The organism is Pseudomonas sp. ACM7 (assembly GCF_004136015.1).
GTDB lineage: Bacteria > Pseudomonadota > Gammaproteobacteria > Pseudomonadales > Pseudomonadaceae > Aquipseudomonas > Aquipseudomonas frigoris.
Genome location: NZ_CP024866.1, coordinates 6,043,412 through 6,068,706, shown reverse-complemented (window position 1 = coordinate 6,068,706; position 25,295 = coordinate 6,043,412). Strand labels below are relative to the sequence as shown.

General features: G+C 57.8%; 22 protein-coding genes. 10 read left to right on the top strand and 12 right to left on the bottom strand.

All coding sequences use genetic code 11. The features are described from left to right. Positions 1-30 precede the first annotated feature (30 nt). On the bottom strand, positions 31-552 hold the full coding sequence (gloA, locus tag CUN63_RS28755) for a lactoylglutathione lyase (protein ID WP_046054068.1): 522 nt from the start codon (positions 550-552) through the stop codon (positions 31-33). A 145-nt stretch (positions 553-697) separates the two neighbouring features. On the opposite strand from gloA, the gene CUN63_RS28750 reads away from it, so the two are divergent. Continuing rightward, complete coding sequence (locus CUN63_RS28750) at positions 698-1,222, top strand: DUF4946 domain-containing protein (protein WP_129444506.1); 525 nt, start codon at positions 698-700, stop codon at positions 1,220-1,222. Between the two features lie 175 nt (positions 1,223-1,397). On the opposite strand, the gene CUN63_RS28745 is transcribed toward CUN63_RS28750, so the two are convergent. The 3 genes from CUN63_RS28745 to CUN63_RS28735 all read right to left on the bottom strand — a co-directional run bounded on the left by CUN63_RS28745 (position 1,398) and on the right by CUN63_RS28735 (position 4,514). After that, positions 1,398-1,760, bottom strand: a complete 363-nt coding sequence (locus CUN63_RS28745; protein ID WP_129444504.1) for a histone-like nucleoid-structuring protein, MvaT/MvaU family — start codon at positions 1,758-1,760, stop codon at positions 1,398-1,400. Positions 1,761-1,993: 233 nt separating this feature from the next. Beyond that, positions 1,994-3,529, bottom strand: a complete 1,536-nt coding sequence (locus tag CUN63_RS28740) for a cyclic diguanylate phosphodiesterase (RefSeq protein WP_129444502.1) — start codon at positions 3,527-3,529, stop codon at positions 1,994-1,996. 112 nt (positions 3,530-3,641) lie between these two features. After that, on the bottom strand, positions 3,642-4,514 hold the full coding sequence (locus CUN63_RS28735) for a LysR family transcriptional regulator (RefSeq protein WP_129444500.1): 873 nt from the start codon (positions 4,512-4,514) through the stop codon (positions 3,642-3,644). A 79-nt stretch (positions 4,515-4,593) separates the two neighbouring features. On the opposite strand from CUN63_RS28735, the gene CUN63_RS28730 reads away from it, so the two are divergent. After that, a complete protein-coding gene (locus tag CUN63_RS28730) occupies positions 4,594-5,538 on the top strand; it encodes a DMT family transporter (protein WP_129444498.1) in 945 nt (314 codons plus the stop codon). 252 nt (positions 5,539-5,790) lie between these two features. After that, positions 5,791-6,867, top strand: a complete 1,077-nt coding sequence (gene hppD, locus CUN63_RS28725) for a 4-hydroxyphenylpyruvate dioxygenase (protein WP_129444496.1) — start codon at positions 5,791-5,793, stop codon at positions 6,865-6,867. A gap of 141 nt (positions 6,868-7,008) precedes the next feature. Here the strand turns inward: hppD and rarD are convergent, their stop codons facing one another. The 3 genes from rarD to CUN63_RS28710 form a co-directional block, all read right to left on the bottom strand. Next, positions 7,009-7,890, bottom strand: a complete 882-nt coding sequence (gene rarD, locus CUN63_RS28720; RefSeq protein ID WP_129444494.1) for an EamA family transporter RarD — start codon at positions 7,888-7,890, stop codon at positions 7,009-7,011. A 204-nt stretch (positions 7,891-8,094) separates the two neighbouring features. Further along, positions 8,095-9,108, bottom strand: coding sequence for an aldo/keto reductase (locus tag CUN63_RS28715; protein WP_129444492.1), 1,014 nt, complete (start codon positions 9,106-9,108; stop codon positions 8,095-8,097). A gap of 198 nt (positions 9,109-9,306) precedes the next feature. Then, a complete protein-coding gene (locus CUN63_RS28710; RefSeq protein WP_129444490.1) occupies positions 9,307-10,617 on the bottom strand; it encodes an MFS transporter in 1,311 nt (436 codons plus the stop codon). A gap of 169 nt (positions 10,618-10,786) precedes the next feature. On the opposite strand from CUN63_RS28710, the gene CUN63_RS28705 reads away from it, so the two are divergent. From CUN63_RS28705 to CUN63_RS28690, 4 genes are all read left to right on the top strand, one after another. Further along, positions 10,787-11,917 carry a sugar diacid recognition domain-containing protein gene (locus CUN63_RS28705; RefSeq protein WP_129444488.1) on the top strand — a complete coding sequence of 377 codons (1,131 nt, stop codon included), beginning with the start codon at positions 10,787-10,789 and terminating at the stop codon, positions 11,915-11,917. A gap of 268 nt (positions 11,918-12,185) precedes the next feature. Further along, entirely contained in the window at positions 12,186-13,328 is a 1,143-nt protein-coding gene (locus CUN63_RS28700; RefSeq protein WP_129444486.1) for a glycerate kinase, read from the top strand. A gap of 381 nt (positions 13,329-13,709) precedes the next feature. Further along, positions 13,710-15,335, top strand: a complete 1,626-nt coding sequence (locus CUN63_RS28695; protein ID WP_129444484.1) for a methyl-accepting chemotaxis protein — start codon at positions 13,710-13,712, stop codon at positions 15,333-15,335. Positions 15,336-15,376: 41 nt separating this feature from the next. After that, positions 15,377-16,564, top strand: a complete 1,188-nt coding sequence (locus CUN63_RS28690) for a pyridoxal phosphate-dependent aminotransferase (protein ID WP_129444482.1) — start codon at positions 15,377-15,379, stop codon at positions 16,562-16,564. A gap of 113 nt (positions 16,565-16,677) precedes the next feature. Here the strand turns inward: CUN63_RS28690 and CUN63_RS28685 are convergent, their stop codons facing one another. From CUN63_RS28685 to CUN63_RS28665, 5 genes are all read right to left on the bottom strand, one after another. After that, entirely contained in the window at positions 16,678-17,655 is a 978-nt protein-coding gene (locus CUN63_RS28685; RefSeq protein ID WP_129444480.1) for a D-glycerate dehydrogenase, read from the bottom strand. A 21-nt stretch (positions 17,656-17,676) separates the two neighbouring features. After that, positions 17,677-18,975, bottom strand: a complete 1,299-nt coding sequence (locus CUN63_RS28680) for an MFS transporter (protein WP_129444477.1) — start codon at positions 18,973-18,975, stop codon at positions 17,677-17,679. 46 nt (positions 18,976-19,021) lie between these two features. Continuing rightward, positions 19,022-20,083: a sugar kinase gene (locus CUN63_RS28675; protein WP_129444475.1), complete on the bottom strand. Its 1,062-nt coding sequence runs from the start codon at positions 20,081-20,083 to the stop codon at positions 19,022-19,024. Further along, on the bottom strand, positions 20,076-20,858 hold the full coding sequence (locus CUN63_RS28670; RefSeq protein WP_129444473.1) for a sugar phosphate isomerase/epimerase: 783 nt from the start codon (positions 20,856-20,858) through the stop codon (positions 20,076-20,078). Before CUN63_RS28670 ends, CUN63_RS28675 begins: the two co-directional genes overlap by 8 nt. Positions 20,859-21,016: 158 nt before the next feature. Next, the gene (locus CUN63_RS28665) at positions 21,017-22,042 is read right to left on the bottom strand and encodes a LacI family DNA-binding transcriptional regulator (RefSeq protein WP_129444471.1); all 1,026 of its coding nucleotides are present in this window, start codon (positions 22,040-22,042) and stop codon (positions 21,017-21,019) included. A 228-nt stretch (positions 22,043-22,270) separates the two neighbouring features. Here CUN63_RS28665 and CUN63_RS28660 point away from each other — a divergent pair, with 228 nt between their 5' ends. From CUN63_RS28660 to CUN63_RS28655, 3 genes are all read left to right on the top strand, one after another. After that, positions 22,271-23,077 (top strand): hypothetical protein, encoded by an 807-nt coding sequence (locus CUN63_RS28660; RefSeq protein WP_129444469.1) that lies wholly within the window; start codon positions 22,271-22,273, stop codon positions 23,075-23,077. Positions 23,078-23,243: 166 nt separating this feature from the next. Further along, a complete protein-coding gene (locus CUN63_RS31805) occupies positions 23,244-23,534 on the top strand; it encodes a hypothetical protein (protein ID WP_165353293.1) in 291 nt (96 codons plus the stop codon). Then, positions 23,473-25,260, top strand: coding sequence for a hypothetical protein (locus CUN63_RS28655; protein WP_165353292.1), 1,788 nt, complete (start codon positions 23,473-23,475; stop codon positions 25,258-25,260). Before CUN63_RS31805 ends, CUN63_RS28655 begins: the two co-directional genes overlap by 62 nt. The last annotated feature ends 35 nt before the right edge of the window (positions 25,261-25,295 follow it).

Sequence of the window (25,295 nt, the reverse complement as noted above, 5' to 3'; positions counted from 1 at the left end):
CCCGCTCCCACAGGGGATCTGCAGCGGGGCTTAAAGTGGGGCAGGTTGGATGATCTCAACCCAGTACGCATCCGGGTCTTTGATAAAGGCCAGGCTCTTCATGCGGCCATCATTCAGGCGCTTCTGGAAATCGCAGCCCAGCGCTTCGAAGCGCTCGCACGCAGCGACGATATCCGGCACCGAGATGCAGATGTGGCCAAAACCACGCGGGTCGGTGTTGCCGTTGTGGTAAGCGAAATCCGCGTCGTTCTCGGTGCCGTGGTTGTGGGTCAGTTCGAGGATGCCGGGGATCGACTTCATCCATTCAGTGCGGGCAGCAGCGTCGGCCGGGATCTGGTTTTTATCGACCAGCGCCAGGAAGTACAGGCTGAACTCGGCTTCCGGGAAGTCACGTTTTTCCACCAGCGAGAAACCCAAAATGCGCGTGTAGAAATCCAGGGACTTGGTGATGTCCTTGACCCGCAGCATGGTGTGGTTGAAGACGAACTTCTGGGTGGCGGTGTCAGGTTGGGCAGTCACGCCTGGGAAGGTGTTCAATTCGTGCAGGCTCATGGGCCCTCCGGAAAATAAGTGGGGCTAACGAATGGCGACAATGATACGCAAGGGCTCTGACATCACCAAACCCAAAGCGTCGGCTATTGCCTGACAGGCGGGCGAGGCTCAGACTTTACGGTTCAATCCGTGAGTGTTCATTGCAATGATTCGTTTCTGTAAATCTATGTTCGTCCTGATCGGCGTGCTTTCAGGTGTTAACAGCGCTCACGCAGACGCGCCAGTCATGACCTGGCCCAACGGCTGGGAAGTCGAAGCCGTCCCGCAAGATGACGCCAACACCCACGTTTCCCGCCAGCGTGCGGTGAAAAACGATCAGGGTGGCACGCCGGTGATGGTGATGGAGTTGACCATGACTCAGGTGGAAAGTGGTCATCAGGTGAATCTGCAGGGCGTATTGCTGGAGATGCGCAAGTCGGTGCAGAAGGACTTCTTTCAAGGCGGTTATCAAAGTGTCTGCAACAAGATTCATCCGACGACCTTGAGCCGCTTATCAGCGCTGGAAACAACCTGCACGATCACGCAGAACGGAAGGCATGTGCTCTCTCAAACATTGGTTGCCGCCGTGGATGCCGATAAGGCCTATGTTCTTTCCTACGCGGGGCAGGCTGAGGTTTATAAGGCAAGTCAGGATGAAATAGACGCGGCCCGTAACAGCTTGAAACTTTAGTTAATGATTTCAATGGCTGCCGGTTTCAGCGCATTCTGAAATTTTTAGATACCCAAACGGATTAAGCACAAAGTTATTCAGCAAGTAGCGAGTTGATCGACGCTAATCGTTGCATTTAGAAGGCGTCCATGAAAAAGCCCTGCATTGGCAGGGCTTTTTTTGTCACCGTGAGTGCTTAGCCACGCAGCCAGGAATCAACGGTAGCTGCACCGTATTGTTCCTTCCAGGCTTTCAGGCCGCGGTGGTTGCCACCCTTGGTTTCAATCAGTTCACCGGTGTGCGGATTCTGATAAACCTTGACCACGCGAGCGCGGCGGGTTTTAGGCGTCGGCTGTTGCAGACCGGATTTTGCCGGGTTCGGATCGAGAATGGCGATGATGTCGCGCAGGCTCTTGCCGTAGGTTTTCATCAGCCCCTGGAGCTTTTCTTCGAATTCGATTTCTTTCTTGAGCCCGGCATCATTCTTCAGGGTTTCCAGCTGCTTGAGCTGCTCTTGAAGGGCCTTTTCAGCTGCACGAAATTCAGCGAGTCTGGACAATATCTTTACTCCAATAGTGTGTTTGGCTGATACCAACCGCAAACAAAGCTATAAGCCAAGAGCCTTGAAGCGACTCGGTGATAATGGCTCACCTGCCAATCTAGCGCAGGCATGAAAAATTGTAGTAGTTAATTGGCCAAGAGTAAATCCTGTCTTTTTCTTCATGTAACAACAGTAGTCTTTTGATTCAAATGGGTGCGCGATCTCCTTGTCTCGTCGCTTAGCGTCGCTAGTTAATGGTGACTTAATGCGTTAATGAAGTCCGCGCCGGGCATCGGCCGGCCGAACAGATAACCTTGCAAGAAGTTCACGCCGTGGGCGGTCAGATAATCACTTTGCTCCACGGTTTCCACGCCTTCGGCGACGATACCCAGATCGAGCTTGGCCGAGAGTTCGATGATGGTGTCCAGAATATGCCGTGAGAGGGCGTCAACGCCGATCATGGCGACAAAACTCTGGTCGATTTTCAGAAAGTCCACATTGAACTGACGCAGGTAACCCAGGCTTGAGTGACCGGTGCCGAAGTCATCGATCGCGATCATCACGCCCAGCGCGTGAAGCTGCTCGAACAGTTGGTGGGTGATGGCCGTGGGTTCGATGAGTTCGCGCTCGGTGAGTTCCAGCACCAGGCTGACGGCACCCGGTTCGAAGGCCGCTAGGAATTGACGGCAATCCTCGACCAGTTCCAGGTCCTTGCAGTGGCTGGCGGTAATGTTGATGCCGATGTGAAAAGCGCCCTCGAAAGAGGATGAAACAGGCGCCAACCATTCGGCGGTCTGCTGCATCAATGAGCGGGTCATCGGCACGATCAGTCCGGAGTGTTCGGCAAACGGAATGAACAGCTCCGGACGCACCAGACCTTCCTTGGGATGATTCCATCGCATCAGCACCTCGGCGCCGGACCACTTCTTGTTATCGCCATGCACTACAGGTTGAAAGTACGGAATGAACTCCGCCGCCTCCAGGGCGCGCCGCATTTCATTGCTCGGTGATGACGAGCGTTTTTGCACAAAGTGCCCGATCAATCCGGAAATCACACCGAAGAAGATCAGCAAGCTGAACAGCGGCGGATACTCACTGCTCATGAAGCGCCAGGTTTCGCCTTCGGGAAACCCGGCCGTCACAGAAAAGGCGTAACGCGAGGACGCCAATTGGGTTTGCGCCACCGCAAAGGCAGGCAGGACACCTTCATGGAATTTGCCATCGGCGGACAACCAATGGGGGCCCACTTGGAGTAGCAGCAATGTCTTGCGACCGATCAGCCGCAGTACGTTACTCAGGTGATACCCGTCCAGGGTGCTCATCGCGCCCTGTTTTTCTTTGCTGAGCCGATACACAAGCAATGCGGTATCAGGCGTGACCGGGTTGCCCTTCATCAGCAACAATGCGCCTTCACTGTAGTCGCCGGAACCGATCGTTTCCTGAACTTCACCGAACAAAGAGCTGCAGTAAATGGTGTTGTCCCACACCAGATTGGTCGAGCGCACGAACGGCCGGCGGGTGACCTGTTCGCGCAAGGCCAGTTTGACGTCGTTGCAGTTTTGGCCGGCCAGCGGCAGAAGCTCCCGAGCGGCCTGGGCGGTGTTGTCGAGCATCAATTCGAATTGGCGAATGGCTTCTTCGGCCGTCTGTTCAGTGCTTTGCTTGAGCGCACGCTCAGCTTGCATATAAAGAATGGCAAATCCCAACAGCACCGGGAGTAATCCGCTCAGTAGCGTCACAGCCATCCTGATACCGCGTTTGCGGCGGGTTTTGACGTTCAGTGGCATTTGCGAAACCTGTCACGATGAAGTAGGGCTCTCAAATGCTGGCAGGACGGGACGCCTTCCAAAAAGAGTTCAGGTAGAGGCCATGATAGTTGGCCCTCGGTGTGTGTGCCGCTCAACGGTAATTCAGGCGTTCGGCCAGTTTGATAAAAGCCAGCGCCGCAGGGGATGACTGGCGCTGGTCGAGTACCGCCAGACCAACCTGACGGATGACCGGTGGCGATAGCGGTTTTTTCACATAGCGACTGTCGCGGTCGTCGGGTAATGAGCTTTCGGCGACAACCGTCAGCGCGTCGCCTCGGCCAACGGTGTCCAGCGTGCTCAGTAGTTGCGAGCAGCGATAACGGATGTTCGGAGTTAGCCGGGCGGCACTGAACAGTCGCGACACCAGTTCCGAGGAACCGGCCTCGGTCAAGACAAAGGGGTCGTTGCACAAATCGCTCAGGGTCAGGCTGTCGCGACGGGCCAGCGGATGATCGACGGGTAGCAGCGCGACCATTTGGTCTGCGATCAGCGCAAAGGTGTCGAACCGCTCCTCGGGCAACACCACGAAGCCGATATCGATACGCCGTTCCTCCAGCCACTGGATCACCTGCCGGTCCGGGCCTTCGTCAATGTGGACCTCGATGCCCGGGTGAGCCGCGCGGTAGTGCTGCAGGATCAGCGGCAGCAGTTTGATCGATGAGGTCGGGCCGAACGAGCCGATGCGCAATGTGCCGCGTTTCATCCCGCGCGCATCCGCCGCTTCCTGGCGCAAGGTGTTGGCCAGGCCCAGCATCGCCCGGGCGCGCAGCAAAAGCTGTTGGCCGATGTCGCTGAGTTCGACCCGGGACTGATGCCGGCGCAGCAGCTCGACGCCCAATTCCTGTTCCAGCGACTTGAGGGCGTGAGAGACCGCGGATTGGGAAATCCCCAAGCGATTGGCTGCCGCCGTAAAGCCTTGAAGCTCGGCGACCAGAGAAAATATCTCCAGTTGGGTAAGGGTCATGAGTGTTTACTCATTTTACGATGAGAGGGTATTAGTCGAATGATACGTCATCTCCCCCGATTTCTCGTTCTGGAAACCTATGACGACCTATGAGCAGAGCCTGTCCAACCCTTCGGACGTGCCGGTTTATCTGAAACTGGCGGCAGTCACCATGATCTGGGGCGGCACCTTTGTCGCCGGGCGGTTTCTGGCCGACAGCCTCAGCCCCTTGTTTGCCGCCAGCCTGCGATTCTTGCTGGCCAGTGTGGCGCTGCTGGTGTTTCTGCTACTGGCTCGCGTGCCTCTTGCAAGGCCCAGCCCCAGGCAATGGTTACAATTGGCGCTGCTGGGTTTTTTCGGGATCTTTTTCTACAACCTGTGCTTCTTTTATGGGCTGCACTACATCAATGCTTCACGGGCGTCATTGATCGTGGCGTTGAACCCTGCCGTGATCGGGCTGGCGTCGTGGCTGCTATTTAAGGAGCGCTTGAGCCGAGCGAAAGTCATCGGAATTGCGATCTGCATTGCCGGGGCGAGCCTGGTGATCGTCAGCCGTAACCCACAGCTATTGGCCAGCAATCCCGACGCCTGGATCGGCGATCTGTTGATCTTCGGCTGTGTGCTCGGCTGGGGCGTTTATTCGCTGTTCTCCAAAGACCTGAATCAAACCCTGGGGCCGGTGCAAACGGTGACGTACTCAATTCTGATGGGCACGCTGATGCTGTGGGTGACCAGTGCTGTTCGCGGTGAGTTGAGTATTACGGCACTCACCAGCCTCGGACCAACGCAATGGTTGAGCCTGATGTACCTGGGCGTATTGGGCTCGGCGCTGGCCTATATCGGCTATTACGACGGTATTCGCAAAATCGGCGCGACGCGTTCAGGCGTGTTCATCGCCCTGAACCCGCTGACTGCGGTGATCCTCGGTGCGCTGTTGTTAGGCGAGCAGTTGACCCTGGTGATGTGCCTGGGAGGAGGGCTGATCCTCGCGGGGATTTTCCTGTGCAACAAACCCCTTGCGCGCGCAGGGAAAAAGGGGATTTGATACAGAAGGCGGACAAACCTATTTACGCTGTGTAGAATCGGGTTACGCATATAAGAATAATCGTCTTCTGGCAGCAGAAGCCTCGCCCGCAAGAGCCTTGGGTCGACAATGAAGAGTTTTGGGTTTCAATTGATCTACGGTGACTTCCTCGCCCGCAGCGTGCGGGGCATCTCCTGCGCGCCACCCGCCGGTCTCAGCATTGCTAGCAACTAACGATCCGTTAATTGACAAGAAAATGATGAGGCGCCAACCATGGCAGATTTATACGAAAACCCAATGGGCCTGATGGGCTTTGAATTCATCGAATTCGCATCGCCGACCCCGAACACCCTGGAGCCGATCTTCGAGATCATGGGCTTCACCAAGGTCGCGACCCACCGTTCCAAAGACGTGCACCTGTATCGCCAGGGCCAGATCAACCTGATCCTCAACAACGAACCGCACAGCGTCGCTTCGTACTTCGCGGCCGAGCACGGTCCGTCGGTGTGCGGCATGGCGTTCCGCGTCAAGAATGCCCAGCAGGCGTTTGCCCGGGCCCTGGAACTGGGCGCCCAGCCGATTCACATCGAAACCGGCCCGATGGAACTGAACCTGCCCGCGATCAAAGGCATCGGCGGTGCGCCGCTGTACCTGATCGACCGTTTTGGTGAAGGCAGCTCGATCTACGACATCGACTTCGTATTCATCGAAGGCGTTGACCGCAACCCGGTCGGGGCTGGCCTGAAGATCATCGACCACCTGACCCACAACGTGTATCGCGGTCGCATGGCCTACTGGGCCAACTTCTACGAGAAGCTGTTCAACTTCCGCGAAATCCGTTACTTCGACATCAAGGGCGAATACACCGGCCTGACCTCCAAGGCCATGACCGCGCCGGACGGCATGATCAAAATCCCGCTGAACGAAGAATCGTCCAAGGGCGCCGGGCAGATCGAAGAGTTCCTGATGCAGTTCAACGGCGAGGGCATTCAACACGTTGCCTTCCTGACCGATGACCTGATCAAGACCTGGGATCACCTGAAAAGCATCGGCATGCGCTTCATGACCGCGCCGCCGGAAACCTACTACGAAATGCTCGAAGGCCGTTTGCCGAACCACGGTGAACCGGTTGATCAACTGCAATCGCGCGGCATTCTGCTGGACGGTTCGTCCGAATCGGGCGACAAGCGTCTGCTGTTGCAGATCTTCTCGGAAACCCTGATGGGCCCGGTGTTCTTCGAATTCATCCAGCGTAAAGGCGACGATGGTTTCGGCGAAGGCAACTTCAAGGCGTTGTTCGAATCCATTGAACGCGACCAGGTTCGTCGTGGTGTGCTCTCCACCGACTAAGCCGTTTCAGATGTAAAAAAGCCCGGTCAGCAGCAATGCTGGCCGGGCTTTTTAAGTTCAAAAGATCGCAGCCTTCGGCAGCTCCTACAGGGATATTGTGTTCACACTGTAGGAGCTGCCGAAGGCTGCGATCTTTTGCTTTTAAGGGCGTCGATGTCGCATCAAATGCTTGAACCCTTCAAATACCAACACCACAACAGCCAACCAAATCGGGATGTACGTCAGCCACTCACCGGGCTTGATGCTTTCCCCCAGCAGCAACGCGACGCCGAGCAACAGCACCGGCTCGACGTAACTCAACAACCCGAACAGGCTGAACGGCAGCAGTCGGCTGGCGATGATGTAAACCACCAGCGCCGAAGCACTGATCACCCCGAGTAACGGGATCAGCAGTGACAGCCACGGGTGCTGATCGAACACGGCGAAACCCTGTTCACCGCCCTGAACGAACCAGAACGCCACGGGCAACATCAACGCCATGTCCATCCACAAACCGCCGAGGTTGTCGGTCGCCAGTCGCTTGCGCAGGATGAAGTAGAGCGGATAACCGATGACGACCAGCAAGGTCGCCCAGGAAAAGCCGCCGACCTGATACAGCTCGTTGAGCACGCCGAGGGAAGCAAAAAACACGGCAACCTTTTGCAGGTAAGACAGTCGCTCGCCATAGACGACCCGCCCGGTCAGCACCATGGACAGCGGCAACAGGAAGTAGCCCAGGGACACATCGAGGCTATAGCCATTGAGCGGCGCCCACATGAACAGCCAGAGTTGCAGGCCCAGCAAAGTCGCGGAAACGATCAGGCCGGCGAGCAGTTTTGGTTGGCCAACCAGCCGCCGAAAAAGGGCGACTACGCGTTTCCATTCACCGGAAACCACCATGAACACGGTCATGCATGGCAGGGTCAGCAGCATTCGCCAACCGAAGATTTCCACGCCGCTCAAAGGCGTGAGCAGCGAGGTGTAGTAATACATGACGGCAAACAGCACCGAGGCTGAAACCGATAGAGCGATACCTTTAGACAAACTGTCCTCGCGAAGTTGAACGTGAAACGGGCGCAGAGGATACGTGGTTTTTGAGTTGAATATTGTCCGATCGATCAACACTGGCCCACTGTGGGAGCGGGCTTGCTCCGGGCGGCGATCCGACGAAGAGGCCGGCACATTCAAAATCAATGTCGACCGAGAAACCGCCTTCGCGAGCAAGCCCCACATTAGTTTTGTGCTTTTTCAGTTGCTGCGCGGTTTGCGCCCCGACACAAAGTGGCTCACATCATTAAACCCCGGCGTCGACGCATGCCCAGGCACAACCAGCGAATCAATAAACGCTTCATCCTCGGCCGTAATCTTCACCGCCTGCGCCTTGGTGTAGGCATCCCACTGTTCTTCGGTACGCGGTCCAACGATGGCCGAAGTCACGGCGCTATTGTTCAGCACCCAGGCGATGGCGAATTCGACGATGCCCACGCCGCGACCCTGGGTGTACTGCTGGATCTGCTGAGCAATGCGCAGGGACTCGACGCGCCATTCGGTTTCCAGAATGCGTTTATCTGCGCGGCCGGCGCGGCTGTTGGCATCCGGCTTTGCGTCCGGCGCGTATTTACCGCTGAGCACACCACGAGCGAGCGGACTGTAAGGCACCACGCCCAAGCCATAGTTTTGCGCGGCAGTAATCTGCTCGGTTTCCACCTGACGGTTGACGATGTTGTACAGCGGCTGACTGATCACTGGCCGGTCGACGCCCAGTTGATCGGCCACACGAATCACCTCGGCGATGCGCCAGCCGCGGTAGTTCGACAAACCCCAATAGCGAATCTTGCCCTGACGAATCAGATCGCCAATCGCCGACACCGTGACTTCCAGCGGCGTGTTGTGGTCTTCGCGATGCAGGTAATAGATGTCGAGATAGTCAGTGCCCAAACGCGTCAGGCTGGCGTCGATGCCATTGAACAGGTGCTTGCGGCTCAGGCCACTGCGGTTCGGAACGCCGTCTACGGGGCCGAAACCGACCTTGGTCGCCAGCACCCATTCGTGGCGGTTCCCGGCAATCGCCTCGCCGACGATCTCTTCGGAGCGGCCGTTGGTGTAAACGTCCGCGGTGTCGATGAAATTGATGCCCTGGTCCCAGGCCTTGTCGATGATCCGCAGGGAATCTTCGGTGCTGGTCTGTTCGCCGAACATCATGGTGCCCAAGGTCAGGGTGGAAACCTGTAAACCCGAATGACCCAGCGTGCGATAGCTCATGACGAAATCCTTTTACCGGTGGGGGAAAGGCTCAATCAAATACCAGAACGACTGTCCAGAGCAAACGCAAATCTAAAACACCCTCAGATCAAATGTGGGAGCGAGCTTGCTCGCGAAAGCGGTGTGCCAGGCAACCTTGATGCCGACTGACACTCCCTTTTCGCGAGCAGGCTCGCTCCCACAGGGGATCTTCGGTGATCAGACGCGAAGCGTACGGGTCATGCGCAACGCCAGCAAACTCCCGCACACAATCACGCCCGCCAGCAGGTAAAGTGCGGCATCGGTCGACCCGGTGCTGTCCTTGACCCAACCCACCAGATACGGACTCAGGAACCCGGCCATCTGCCCCATGGAGTTGATCAACGCCAAACCACCCGCCGCAGCGCCCGCGCTCAGCAGCGCGGTAGGCACCGGCCAGAACATCGGCAAACCGGTGAGGGCGCCCATGGTGGCGATGGTCAGGCCGAGGATAGCAATGGCCGGCGTAGTCGCAAAGTTCACAGCGATCAGCAAACCGACCGCACCCATGAGCATCGGCACCACCAAGTGCCAGCGGCGCTCTTTGCGCAGGTCCGCCGAGCGGCCGACCATCAACATGAACAGTGCCGCCAGCAGGTACGGAATCGCACTGAGCCAGCCGATCACCAGGTTATCGCTGAAGCCCAGGTTCTTGATGATCGACGGGAGCCAGAAGTTGATCGCGTAGACGCCGCTCTGGATGCAGAAATAGATCAGACCGAAGGCCCAGATCGCTGGGTTCTTGAACACGGCCAGCAACGAGTCGGTGGTGGTTTTCGGTTTGTTGGCCAGGTCTTCGGCGTGGTCGGCTTCCAGCACGGAGCGCTCGAACGGCGTGAGCCATTTGGCGTTGGCGTAACTGTCGCTGAGCAGGAAGTAGGCGAGGGCGCCGAGGATCATCGTCGGAATGCCTTGCAGCAGGAACATCCACTGCCAGCCCGCCAAACCTGCCTGGCCTGCGCCGAAGTGGTTGAGAATCCAGCCGGAAAACGGGCTGCCGAGCAGGCCGGACACCGGGATCGCCGACATGAACAGCGCCATGATGCGGCCCCGGCGGAAGGTCGGAAACCACTGCGAGAGATAAAGCACCACGCCCGGGAAGAACCCGGCTTCGGCCGCGCCGGTGAACAGGCGCAAGGTGTAGAACTCGGTCGGGGTGGTGACGAACAGCAAACAGGTCGAGAGCGAGCCCCAGACGATCATCATCAGCGCGATCCAGCGGCGGGGGCCGAATTTGGTCAGGGCCAGATTGCTGGGTACGCCGCACAACACGTAACCGATAAAGAAGATCCCGGCCCCGAGGCCGTACACGGTTTCACTGAATTTCAGTGCGTCGAGCATCTGCAGCTTGGCAAATCCAACGTTCACCCGGTCGAGGTAGTTGAACAGGTAGCAGATGAAGATGAAGGGAATCAAACGCAGGGTAATGCGTTTGTAGACGGCGTTTTTCTCGTCAACGATGGCCTGGGTAGCGGCGGCGCTCTGTGACATGGCGGGCTCTCTCTTTATTATGATTTTTTGCGATGCAAGGGTAACGTTGACCGCCCAGTGAGTCTCGGCCACCGCTTGGGTGATTGTCTTTGTGCCTGAGCACAGGGTTTGCAACCAAGGCCTGTGCGGGTGAACAATCCGCTTCATCACGCTTTCAAGGATCCCCGCTATGTTCGAACTCGATCACGACCTGGCTCAGGACATCGTCGACCGGGCGATGGCCATCCTGCCGTACAACGTCAACGTCATGGACAGCCAGGGCCTGATACTCGGCAGCGGCGAACCGGAGCGGGTCAACACCCGCCATGAAGGCGCGCAACTGGTGCTGGCCAACGGGCGGGTGGTGGAGATCGACGCCCAAACGGCGATTCATCTGAAAGGCGTGCAGCCGGGCATCAACCTGCCGCTGTTGCTCGATCAGCGCTTGATTGGCGTGCTGGGCATCACCGGTGAACCCGAGCAATTGCGCACCTATGCCGAACTGGTGCGGATGACCGCCGAGATGCTGGTCGGCCAGCGCAATCAGCAGGCCGAACAGCAATGGCGGCGCCAGCGATGCGACGATCTGCTGGCATTGCTGCTCAGCGAGGCCGGGGATTCGCCGCGGTTGATCGACGAAGCGCAACAACTGGGGCTCAAGCCGCAGATGACGCGGGTGCCGTATCTGTTCGAGTTAGGGATGGAACACGGTCCCGGGCAAACTGTCGAAGCGCTCAGCGCCTGGTTGACCTCACGCTACCCGGACAGTTGGTGCGTGAGTTCGGCCAAGTCCTCGTTGCTCTGGTGCCGACCGGCGGCGCAGGCGATCGAGAATGACCGACTGCTGGAAAAACTCGACGGGCTCGGCTGGAACATTCTGCGCATTGCCGTGGGCGGGCAGGCCGATGGATTGTCCGGGCTGCGTCGTTGCTATCGACGCGTCGGCGACTTGCTGGCCTATGGGCGCGATGTGTTGCCGCACTCCCGTTTGCTGACGCTCAACCGTTACCGGTTGCCGGTGATGCTCTGGCGGCACCGCAACGACGACGCGCTGGACGAGTTGCTCAAACCGCTGCGTAAAGTCATCGCCAAGGATGGCAACGGCCAACTGCTGGCGACCCTGCGCTGCTGGTGCGATCACGATGGTCAGAGCCAGGCGTGTGCCGATGCGCTGGGCATCCACCGCAATAGCCTGCGTTATCGGATGGAGCGGATTGCCGAGCTCAGTGGTGTTGACCCGTTAAGGCTGGATGGAATGCTTGCGCTTTATCTCGGCGTCCAGCTCCTTCCCCAAACCGAACTCCCCAACACCAATCCGTAGCAGCTGCCGAGCCTGCGAGGCTGCGTTCGGCTGCGCAGCAGTCGTGAAATCATGCGCCGCGGAGCATCAGGTAAACCGTGCTTGCAGAATTTACGACTGCTTCGCAGCCGAACGCAGCCTAGCGCAGCTCGGCAGCTGCTACAACGAACGGTGTGGAGGGAGGTTTTGTGGAAATGAACAATAATCGTCTTGGCCGCTTGTGCAGCGGACCGGCGTTATTGTTCTTGCCTGCTGGCAGCATGGAACGCATTGGAACTGGAGAATTCGCATGAAAATCGTCATCGCCCCCGATTCGTTCAAGGACAGTCTGAGTGCCCAGGGTGTGGCTGATGCCATTGCTCTGGGGTTGGCGCAGGTTTGGCCCGATGCGCTCCTAGTCAAATGCCCGATGGCTGACGGCGGGGAGGGGACCGTCGAGTCTATTCTGGCGGCGTGCGAGGGCGAACTGCGCCGTACCCATGTCCGTGGGCCGCTCGGCGCAATGGTTGAGGCCGCTTGGGGCTGGTTGCCCCAGAGCCACACTGCGATCATCGAAATGGCCGAAGCCAGTGGCTTGCAACTGGTTCCGCCGGGCAAGCGTGACGCCTGCATCAGCAGTACGTTCGGCACCGGCGAGTTGATCCGCGCGGCGCTCGATGCCGGGGCGCAACGGGTGATTCTGGCGATTGGCGGCAGCGCCACCAACGACGGCGGGGCGGGGGCGATGCAAGCCTTGGGCGTCAAACTGCTGGACGCCCAGGGCCAAATACTGGCACCGGGCGGCTTGGCCCTCGCGCAACTAGCGCGAATCGACATGAGTGGAATCGACCCGCGACTGGCCGAAGTGCAATTCGACATCGCCGCCGACGTCAACAATCCACTGTGCGGACCTCACGGTGCCTCAGCGATTTTCGGCCCGCAAAAAGGGGCATCACCCGAGCAAGTCGAGCAACTGGATCGAGCGCTCGGGCACTTTGCCGAACGGTGCGCTCAGATCCTGAACAAAGACGTACGTGACGAACCGGGCAGCGGTGCGGCAGGCGGCCTGGGGTTTGCCGCCAAGGCGTTTCTGGGGGCGCAGTTCAAGGCCGGGGTCGAAGTGGTCGCCGAACTGGTCGGCCTGGACGATGCGGTAAAGGGCGCCGACCTGGTGATCACCGGTGAAGGCCGTTTCGACGCTCAGACCCTGCGCGGCAAGACGCCGTTTGGTGTGGCGCGTATTGCTCGGCAGCATGGCGTGCCGGTGATCGTCATCGCCGGGACACTGGGTGAGGGTTATCAAGCACTGTACGAACATGGCATCGATGCCGCGTTTGCCTTGGCCAGCGGGCCAATGACGCTGGAGCAGGCGTGTGCCGAGGCGCCCCGGTTGTTACGGGAACGGGCCAGTGATGTTGCGCGGGTTTGGCGGGTGGCCGCTCGCAAAGCCTGAAGCCGTACAATCGCCTGTAGCAGCTGCCGAGCCTGCGAGGCTGCGTACGACTGCGAAGCAGTCGTAAATCCGGCAACCGGTTTTTCCTGACACACCGCGCCGCATGACTTCACGACTGCTGCGCAGTCGAACGCAGGCTCGCAGGCTCGCAGGCTCGGCAGCTGCTACATAGAGCTAGAGTGTTTCATGGTTGAAACACTCGTAATCCGGTGAAATATTTTTCTCCAAATCCGCAGGAAACCTCATCCCCGGCCGATACAGCCAATAGGCCCACACAAACCTATTCCAACAGTGGCGCCAAACTGAAAGCGCGTGCGCCACCGCCCGCCCTTCAGCGATCACGCAAGGATGCTCGTAGCCCCATCACCCGAGAATCATCCTATGTCACTGCGTAATCTGAATATCGCGCCTCGAGCCTTCCTGGGTTTTTCCTTCATTGCCTTGCTCGTCATCGTGCTGGGCGTGTTTGCCGTGAACCGCATGTCGACCATCCGCCAAGCCTCCATCGACATGGCAACCACGCAGCTGCCCAGCATCGTGTTTCTCGGCAACCTGACAGAAAACATCCTGCGCCTGCGCATTCTTTCTTTCCGGGTGTTGGTCAACCGTGATCCTAACGCGTTGCAGGAAGCCCAGACACGTACCGGCTTGCTGGTCGACAAGGTTCGCAGCGCACAAGCCAGTTATGCAGCGTTGCCGGCCACCCCGGAAGAAGCCGCGCTGTACAAGACGTTCACGACAACACTGGACAGCTATATGCAAGACCAGAATCAGATGCTGGAGCTGTCGCGGCAGAACAAACTCGATGAGATGCGCACGCTGATCAACACCCGGATCAAGGACGGTACGGACCAGATGGGCGAGCAGCTGAACAAACTGGTAGCGTTCAACAACACATATGCGAAAACCGCCGCAACCGAAGCGGGCGAGCACTACAGCAACGCCGTGACCGGCATCATCGCAGTGGCGGTGACTGCGGCGCTGATGACCGTGCTGCTGGCCTGGCTGCTGACCCGCAGCATCGTCACGCCGCTCAACCGTGCGCTCCAGGCGGCCGAAAACATTGCGGGCGGCAACCTGACTAAAATAATCGACATCGACGGCAAGGACGAACCGGCCCGTTTGCTCGGTGCCTTGTCCACGATGCAAACCAACCTGCGCAAAACCATCGAACAGATCGCCGGTTCCGCCACCCAACTGGGTGCCGCCGCTGAAGAACTCAGCACGGTCACCCAAGAAGCGTCCCGCGGTCTGCAACAGCAGAACAACGAAATCGAACAGGCCGCCACCGCCGTCAACGAAATGACCGCTGCCGTGGAAGAAGTGGCACGCAACGCGGTGTCGACGTCCGAAGCCTCGAACCAGTCGACTCAGGCCGCCCGCGAAGGTCGCGACCGTGTGGTGGAAACCGTCGGCGCGATCCAGACCATGACCCACGATGTGCAAAACACCTCGGTGATGATCGAAGGCCTGGCCGCTCAGGGGCGCGACATCGGCAAGGTGCTGGACGTGATCCGCGCCATCGCCGAACAGACCAATCTGCTGGCGCTGAACGCTGCAATCGAAGCCGCCCGTGCCGGTGAAGCCGGGCGCGGTTTTGCGGTGGTGGCGGACGAGGTCCGGGCGCTGGCCCATCGCACGGCGCAATCGACCCAGGAAATCGAAAAAATGGTCGCCGGCATTCAGAACGGTACCGGCCATGCGGTCGCGTCGATGCAGCAAAGCAATCAACGCACCCAAAGCACCCTGGAAATGGCCCGCGCCGCCGGCGTTGCGCTGGAGCAGATCACTCAGTCGATCCAATTGATCAACGAGCGCAACCTGGTGATCGCCAGCGCGTCCGAAGAACAGGCCCAGGTGTCCCGCGAGGTCGACCGCAACCTGGTGAACATCCGCGACCTGGCCACCCAGTCCGCCGCCGGCGCCAACCAGACCAGCGCCGCGACGCACGAACTGTCGCGCCTGGCCGTGGATTTAAATGCCATGGTGGCGCGTTTCGTGATTTGAGATAGGGTTGTGGCTTGGAACCCGCGCGACTGGAGAAATACATGCGCTATTCAGCCTTGACCAAACGAATTGCCGGTGACGGCGCAGCGGCTTGGCAGATTCATGACCGAGCACTGGAATTAATCGAGCAGGGCGTTGATGTGCTGCTGCTATCGATCGGCGATCCCGACTTCGATACGCCGCAGCCCATCGTTCAGGCGTGCATTGATAGCTTGTTGGCCGGTGACACCCACTACCCGTCAGTACGTGGCAGTCGGGGGTTGCGCGATAGCATTGCCAACCGTCATCGACGTCGCAGTGGTCAAGCGGTGGATGCCGATCATGTGATCGTGCTGCCGGGTGCGCAATGTGCGGTGTATTCGGTCGCGCAATGCCTGCTCGATCCGGGCGATGAAGTGATCGTCGCCGAACCGATGTACGTGACCTATGAAGGCGTGTTCGGTGCCTGCGCGGCCAAAGTGGTGCCGGTGGCGGTGCGCCCCGAGAACGGCTTTCGGGTCGATCCGGCGGATGTCGCGGCGCTGATCACGCCTAAAACCCGCGCCATCGTGCTCAACAGTCCGAACAATCCTTCCGGCGCCAGTTTGCCACTGATGGTCTGGCAGGAACTGGCATCGCTGTGTGTTCGTCACGACTTGTGGTTGATCAGCGACGAGGTCTACAGCGATCTGTTGTACGAAGGCGAACACATCAGCCCGGCGAGCCTGCCGGGCATGGCCGAGCGCACGGCGACCATCAATAGCCTGTCCAAATCCCACGCCATGAGCGGTTGGCGTGTGGGCTGGGTGATCGGGCCGAAACCTTTGGCCGAACACTTGGTGCACCTGTCGTTGTGCATGCTGTTTGGCATTCCGGATTTCATTCAGAACGCCGCGCAATTGGCGCTGGATGAGGATCTGCCGGAAGTGGCGTTGATGCGCGAGGAGTATCGCCAGCGTCGCGACCTGGTGTGCGCGAGCCTGAGTGATTGCCCGGGCATCCGGCCGATCCGGCCTGATGGCGGCATGTTCGTGATGATCGATGTGCGCCAGACCGGGTTGTGTGCCCAGAGTTTTGCCGAGCGGCTGTTGGAAGGTTATGGCGTGTCGGTGCTGGCGGGTGAAGCGTTCGGCCCGAGCGCGGCGGGGCATATTCGACTGGGATTGGTGGTGGATCAGCTGAAGCTGGCGGATGCGTGCCAGCGGATTGCGTTGTGTGCGGCGGACCTTCTGGAGGCGCGTCGGGCCTGAAGTTGTGCTGGCTTTGATGGCCCCTTCGCGAGCAAGCCCGCTCCCACATTCGACCGCGATCAAATGTGGGAGCGGGCTTGCTCGCGAAAGCTATCTAACAAACGCCAAATCCATCAAGCCTTCCACGCCCCGACATTCACCAGATTCGCCGGCCTTTCACCCGCCAGCGCCGCCAGCAGATTATCCACCGCACAAGTGGCCATCGCCTCCCGCGTTTCATGCGTCGCCGAACCAATGTGCGGCGTCGCCACCACGTTGTTCAGTTGCAACAGCGGCGAGTCAGTGTTCAGCGGTTCGCGTTCGAACACATCCAGCCCCGCAGCGCGAATCTGCCCCTCACGCAAGGCCTGAATCAGCGCTGGCTCGTCCACCACCTTGCCCCGTGAAATGTTGATGAAGATGGTTTCGGGGCGCATCAGGGCAAACTGCTCGGCGCCGATCAGCCCTTCGGTTTCAGCGGTCAGCGGCAAGGTCAGGCAAACGAAATCCGCCTGCTGCAACAGCTCCGGCAAGCTTCGGTATTGCGCGTCGAACCGTTGTTCCACCGCCGGTTTTGGCGAGTGGCTGTGGTAGATAACCGACATGCCAAACCCGAAATGCCCACGCTGGGCCAAGGCCTCACCGATCCGCCCCATACCGATGATGCCCAGGGTTTTACCGTGCACATCGGTACCGAATTGCGCGGGACCGACATTGCGCTTCCACTGACCGGCGCGAACCATGTTCGCCAGTTCCACCACGCGCCGGGCGGTCGCCAGGATCAGCGCGAAACCGGTGTCGGCCGTGGTTTCGGTGAGTACGTCCGGGGTGTTGCTGAGCAGGATCCGTCGTTCGGTCAGGTAGTCGATGTCGTAGTTGTCGACCCCCACGGAGACGCTGGCGATGGCCTCCAGGTCAGGTGCCAGATCCAATAATCCGGCATCCAGTTTCAGACTTGCACCGAGCAATCCGTGGGCGCGGGGCAGGGCCTCGCGCAGCGTTGCCAGGCCGTCGGCATTGAGGTTGTCGATCAGCGTCACCTCGGTCTGCTCGTGCAGGCGAGCCATCAGCAGCGGCGAGAGTTTCTTGTACAGCACAACCTGCTTTTTCATCGTCATCATCTCAACTTCAATTCAGGAATGAGCAGCCGTCGACCGTTGCACAACGACCTTGGCCACAACCCGGTCACTGGCGCCGGGTTTGAGGAGTATCGTCAGCACCACCGAGAGCATTAACGCGCCGCTCATCAACAGATAAGAAGCACCCGGCGAGCCGGTGGAGCTGTTCAAGTAGCCCACCAGATACGAACCGCCAAACGAGCCGAGCGCACCCATGCTGTTGATCAGCGCCATGGCGCCACCCGCGACGTTGGCCGGCAGGATTTCCGGGACGATGGCGAAAAACGGTCCATACGGCGCATACATGCAGGCGCCCGCGATCACCAGCAAGGTGTAGGACCACCAGAAGTGTTCGGCACCCAAAGCGTAGGATCCGTAGAACGCAATCGAGGCGATCAGCAGTGGCGGCCAGACAAAGCGTTTGCGCTTCTGCAATTTGTCCGAGCCCCAGGACACCAGCAGCATGCCGATCACCGCTGCCAGATACGGCAGCGCCGAAAGCCAGCCGGCCTCGATCATGTCCATTTGCGCGCCGGCCTTGAGGATCGACGGCAGCCACAGCACGAAGCCGTAAACGCCAATGCTCCAGCAGAAAAACTGCAGGGCCAGGATGATCACCTTCGGCGAGCGGAAGGCTTCTGCGTAGTTCTTCACCGCTTTGATACCGACCTGTTCGGCCGCCAGGGCGCTTTGCAGATCCTGCTTCTCTTGATCGCTCAGCCATTTGGCTTGAGCGGGACGATCATCGGCCAGACGCCACCAGATAAATGCCCAAAGCACCGCCGGCAAACCTTCGATGATGAACATCCAGCGCCAGCTGAAATGCTGCACCAGATAGCCCGACACCACCGACATCCAGAGCATGGTCACCGGGTTGCCGAGGATCAGGAACGTGTTGGCGCGCGAGCGTTCGGCACGTGTGAACCAGTGGCACAGGTACACCAGCATCGCCGGCATCACCGCGGCTTCGACCACGCCGAGCATGAAGCGAATCACGACCAGCCAGTAGGCGTTGGAGACGATCCCGGTCAACGTGGCCAAACCACCCCAGAGAATCAGGCTGACGAAAATCAGCTTCTTCACGCTGTGCTTCTGGGCGTAGATCGCGCCCGGCACCTGGAAGAAGAAGTAGCCAAGGAAGAAAAGTGCGCCGAGCATCGACGACAGGCCCGGCGTGATCATCAGGTCGGCGGCCATCCCGGAGGCGGCAGCGAACCCGTAGTTGGCGCGGTCCAGGTACGCCAGGCTGTAGGTGATGAACACGATGGGCATGATGTACCACCAGCGGCGGGCGGCGAGTGTTGCGGTTTTCATGGTTGGTGCTCCTGAGCTTGTTGTTTTTGTCGCAGCAGGTAACGGGTTAAAGATTTTCAGTGACTGTGCGGGCCTCATCGCGAGCAAGCTCGCTCCCACAGGTGATTTGTGTTTGAACCCGATCCAATGTGGGAGCGAGCTTGTCTCCGGGCGGCGATCCGACGATGGCGGCCTCAAACTCGGCAGACATTTCGAGGCGATTGGGCAACCCCTCCATATCCCCACGGCTCTGCACCGCGCGGCTGCCAATCCAATTGGCACGCTTCACCGCGTCGGAAAAGCTGTGGTTTTCCAGCAGGGCGCTGATCATGCCGACGGCAAATCCATCGCCGGCACCGACGGTGTCGACCACCGTTTCCACCGGCACGCCCGCCACGAAACCCTGATCCAGATGGGTGCGGTAATACGCACCGTGCGGGCCCAGTTTGATCGCCACGGCTTCAGCGCCCTGATCGAGGTAAAACGCCGCGATATCGGCCGGGTCTTCAAAACCGGTCAGCAAGCGGCCTTCACTCAGCCCCGGCAGCACCCAATGGGCGAGGGTGGCGAGGCGGTTGATCTCGGTAATCATCCGTTGCTCGCTGGCCCACAGGCTCGGACGCAGGTTCGGGTCGAAGGACACGCTGCGCCCGGCATCACGCATGCGGGTCATTAACTCGAAAGACATTTCCCGCGCCGTTTCGGACAGCGCCGGGGGAATGCCGGTGGCGTGCAAGTGCCGGGCGTTCAGCAATTCAGGCGCGATCGACTGCCGCGACAGATGACTCGCCGCAGACCCACGGCGGAAATACACGACCACCGGATCGCTGCCATCGTCGGTGCGCGACTTGAGTTGAAAACCGGTTGGGTGCGCGGTGTCGATGGCGACGTTGCTGCAATCCAGGCCTTCTTTCTCCAAAGTATCGATGACGAACCGTCCCAGCGAATCAGCGCCCACCCGGCTCAGCCAGGCCACGTTGAAACCCAACCGCGACAAGCCAATGGCGACATTGCTGTCGGCCCCGGCAATACGTTTGTGGAATTGGCCTACGTCGGCCAGGTCGCCGATCTGCTCGGCGACAAACATCGCCATGGTTTCGCCGAACGACAGAATATCGATCTCAGACATGAGCGCTCTCCAACCGGGTTTGACCGAGGCGGGCGAGGGTGGCGACGTGCTCGGTGGTCAACTGCACCAGGTCGTCGCCTTGCAGCGGATATTCCGCCGCCCGCATGACGCCTTGGGCCATGTGCCGCAGCAGTTGTTCCCACACATGCAGGTCACTGGCTGCCGGCGGTATGGCGACCAGTTTGCCGTCGGCCCGGCGCGTCACGGCTTTGCAGTGCACGTAGCCGACGTGGCGACCGAGCAACCGCGCGGCGCTGGCGGCGGACTGGTCTTGCCAATGCCAGTTGCCGATGTCGAAGGTCATTTTGACCGGTAGGCTGTGTTGCTCGACTTTAGCGAAAAAGCGCTGGAACGGTTCGATCCTGCCACCGTGCAAGGTTTGATCGTTTTCCACCAGCAACTGCACCGCACTTTTTCCCAGTACGCGGGCGAAGGTCTGGAGGTCGCTGTTGTCGGTGAAATAGCCCAGGGACACTTTCAGCCATTTGGCACCGAATGCCTGGGCGCGCTGTAACGCAGAGATCAGTTCGGGATTGGGTTTGGACTGGCCGGCCAGCCACAACTCCATCGGCGAGGAATACACGCTTTCGAGGCCCTGGGCCTGAGTGGCGTCAGCCAGTTGCGCGGGGTCTTCGACGGTCAGCAGTTCCTCGCGCCATTCGATGCGCGTGGCGCCGGCGGCGGCCAACACCTCAATAAACGATCCCTGGCCGCGTTGGCGAACAAGGTCGGCGCCGTAGCTCGAAAGGCTGATGGAAACGGGTGGTTTATTCATTGTTGTATACCTCTGAAACCGGTTTCATTTTTATTCAAAAAAAATGGCTGTCTGGGTGGTGCGGTGTTCTTGAGGGCCTCTTCGCGAGCAAGCCCGCTCCCACCTTGGAACGCGGTGCACTTGTGGGAGCGGGCTTGCTCGCGAAGGGGCCAGTCCAGTCACCGACAATCTCCAAGAGTCGACCCACGCACAATCAACTTCGCCGAAAAATCCAGGGTCCGCACCGGCCCGTCATCACCGCGCAAACGCTTGAGCAAACACTCGAACGCGCTGGCACCAATTTCGGCCGTCGGCTGGGCGAGGGCGGTGATCCCGCTGCCCACCAGCGGATACCAATCCAGATCATCGAGGGCGATCAGGCCGACGTCCTCGAACAGATTGCACTTCAGTTCACGCAACGAATGGGTGCTGGCCAACGCGGCGATTCCGTTGGCGCAGAACAGCGCTTTCGGGCCGGGGCCTGGCGTTTCGAGGAAGGTTTTCAGTTTGGCGGTCAGTTCACTACCGGTTTCGAGGAGGGTGCCGCGCAGAGTCGGACGTTGTTCGATCTGCGCCTTGAAACTGCTAACCCGCTCGATGCGCGAACTGGTGCCGTCATAGGGTTCAGTGACCAGCAGCACGTCGCGATAGCCGCGTTCTTGCAAATGGGTGAGGGCCATTTCAACGGCGGCAGGATTGTCCAGCCCGACCAGATCACTCTCCAGCTGCTCGACCTTGCGATCCACCAGCACCAGCGGCATTTCCCGATGCAGTTCACATAATTCGTCGCGGTGATGACCGAGGGTGTTCACGATCAAGCCTTCGATGTTGTAGGAACGCAGCAGGGCCAGGTGCTGGCGTTCCTGCTCATCATCGCGGTCGGTGTTGCACACCACCAGGCTGTAGCCGTGCTGACGGCAGGCGGTTTCGACCCCGTGCATCACGGCAATCGAATAAGGGTTACGGATATCGGCCACCAGCATGCCGATCAGGCGGGTTCGCCCGCGTTTCAAACCGCGGGCCATCTGGTTCGGGCGATAGCCGAGTTCGGCGATTGCCTGCTCGATGCGCAACGCAGTGGCATCAGAGAGCAGGGCGCGGTCATCGCCGATGAAGCGCGAGACGCTGGCTTTGGAGACGCCGGCGTGTTCGGCGACGTCGAGCATGGTGACGCGGCTGCGTTGGGCGGCGGAGAAGTCGTTCAAAGGACTGACCTTATTTTTGTAGGAGTATCTGAAACCGGTTTCAGGAAACACGATAAACCTGACTGTCGTCAAGCAAGTCTTCTGTAGATCTTTACGCGGTTTCCGACAGACGGTATCAATACCTGTCAGATCTGTCAGTAGGCAGTTTAAGGAAATCGCGCTTAATATCTGAAAACGCCTTCAACAAGAAATATGCAATGAGAACACTTCACAGAGCGAGAATCTGCGATGTCACGATCCAATGAACAAGTCACCGCTGCGGGTTTGCGGATAGATGGTGTCAGCGAATCCGATCCAGCAGGCCGGATCTCCTTGGAGCAACTAATCAATGGGACGACTATAAGGATTCCTCGATGGGATCGTTTTCCGGATCGGCCGGGGCGTTTTACGATTCTTCACATCTATTGGACACAAAACAGTGTTAGAGACGAAATATATACGGAGACATACACACAGGTAGACGACAAACCGGAGTTTACGTTTCCACTGACTCCGCAAAGAATGAGCGTGGATGGGGTCGCTTTTATTCAGTATGTACTTGAGGGGTATGATGGGAATGAAGATCCATCACCTATAAAGACACTGACGATTGATCATACTCTCGTACCGTCCCTTAAAAGTCCCGGCTTTCCGGATGCAAATTTGTGGGGGTATATAAACTGCACTCCACTTTGCCCGGAAAGCCCGCCTGTTTGGGAGAAAATCAGACTGCAGATATCGGCTGAACTCATTTTCAAAGAATTTGACGAGTTTGTGTTGGAATGGCAGGGCTTTGCCACACTCAATGGCGCACCACCGGCGTTGACCCCATTATACGAGCTGCGCAAAATATTAAGTGAAAACGATGCGGTTAATGGTTTTGTCTTTGATATACCTTTCGATCCCTACGTAAGACCCATGTTTGATAACGATTCAGGCGTTTCGCGATATACGATTGTTAGAAACGGTGTGCCGATTGCGAAATCTTACAATGGTGTTGTGAAAATAGATCGAATTATACCCGGTGAGGACATTCCCTGTGGTGGTGCACCATGAGATATAAAGCGATTGTCCTTTCATTGGTTTTTGTTGTGCCGTTGTGATTGCTATACAGGTGGTCTGTCTCCTGGTGAAAGTTATTGATGAGCTTCCGTGCTGTTCTCGTCGAGTTGTTAGCGTACCGGGATTGATTTGACTTGGACATTTTGTTCGGAGAATAAATATGACTATTCAAGAGAAATTCAGTAAAGGAACAAAGTTAACAGCCCAGGAAATAGCCAAGCGTGCTCGTTTGGCGTTGCGCACGTCTACGGTTAACGTAGGCATTACGGCCGAGGCTCCGATAATTGTTGGGAAGATTGTCGACGATCTGATTCCAAAAGCGATTCTGGATCCGGGGCCGATGACTGTAAGATTCGACACTAAAACAATCGTTGCGCCTCACGATGATGATGAATGGGAGCTTTACCAGCGCAAAAGGAGCGTCAGGAACTCCCGTATTAGTTGGCGGTGATGTATTTGGGCCGGTAGCAACCCGGCCAGAGTTTCTTGATATTCCGGTGACTACAACTGCGCTTGTCGATGATGATCTGACAAAGATCTCAACGACTTACCAATATCAATTTATCTTTTATAAAGGCAGTGATGGTAATCCGGATGACTTGCCGTGGGTGACGGCGGAGATTGATCGTACTGCTCCTGAACAGGATAAACTCTCCGGCACCAAGTTTAAACCGGACGCAGTTGTTTTTCAAAACTTGCCGCCGCGTGGAACGATTGACGATGTTTGGCTAAGAGATAACACGCAGCTTTCTCTAACCGTCAATACAGGCTATGAGTTTTATCGTCCGGACGATGTGATTGATGTCTATATCGACACTAACTATGGGACTGGTACACCTGTCCATAGTCAAGCGTTGACCTCGCCCACTGTGAATATTCCACGGGATAAGCTTCCGGAACTCGATTCGCTTTATTTTATCTGGTACGTATTGCGTGATGTGGTGCGTAATGAAAGTGACCCCGCTCTTTCGGGCTCATTTAATGTTCGGCGTCTTCCGCCACCTTCGTTGATCCCTTGTGTAATTCCCAAGGGTATTTCGCCGGATGCCATTGATCTGGAGGATCTTGAGACCCCTGTTTTTGTGAATGTGCCGTATACCACTAACGGCCAGGGGAATGATCGGATTACCCCGACAGTCACCAACGGAATATTACCGGTTTCTCTGGGTAGTCAGACCTTGGGGACGACACCAAGGACTCTGCAGTTCCAGATCTCTGCCAGTAGATTGTTGGCACTTTGGGGGTCTGCTACAGCGGAGGTCTCGATTGTCGCCAATTATCAATTTACTCGTGGCCTGGAACCGTTACTTCGCTCGACCGATACTTTTTCAGCCCTCGATTTTACTTACCGAGGCCCGGAAAATCCGATTTTCCCTGGACGGGAAAATCCCAATATGACCAAGGTTACCGTTGTAGGCCCCAGTAATACGCCAAACCACATTACTGCCGATGACCGAGGTGAAGACGCGAACATTAATACTCCAATGATTACCACCCCCGTATTATGGACGCCAATAGGCGATGAAACTGCAAAGCTCTGGTTCAACGGAAAGGAGATACATAGTGTTTTGCTAACGGCTGGTACGGTAACCGACTTGACCTTTACGATAGATCCTTCCGAGATTGACGCAGCAGGTCCTGGTACAGCAATTGCGTACTGGACGATCGAAGAGACGGGCGGCCGCAATGTAATCAAGTCGCCTGACACAGAGGTGATCATTGATAACGTTCGGGTTACTCTGCCCCAGCCGACAGTCCGGTTGTTCAATGGATACGTATCATGCCGGTACCTGACTCGCCCCAATTTTGAGTTGCCAGTAGAGGTTACGATTGATCCGACTTACATGCCGACAAACACAGTTGTAACAGTAAAATCGGTTGGTACTGAGGATGCACAAGGCCTGAAGGAAATTAGTGGTACTGAATTCAGTAAAAATTACACAATAACCGGCGCCGAAACGAGTGGTGTTTTTGAAGAAAACATCCAGCCATACTTGACGAAGTTAAAACCCATTCAGCCGCCGCGCAGCTCCGGTCTAGCTAATGGATATATAAAAATTTGGTATGAAGTCAGCATTTTTGGTGTGCCGACTGCATCATTGAGTTTCCTCAATGAAGTTTCGTTACTGAATGACAGTGGAAATTACTGTGAGGGTACTCCAACCAATGAAGGCTGACTGAGTGTTTGCCGGGAGAGTACGCTCTCCCGGTA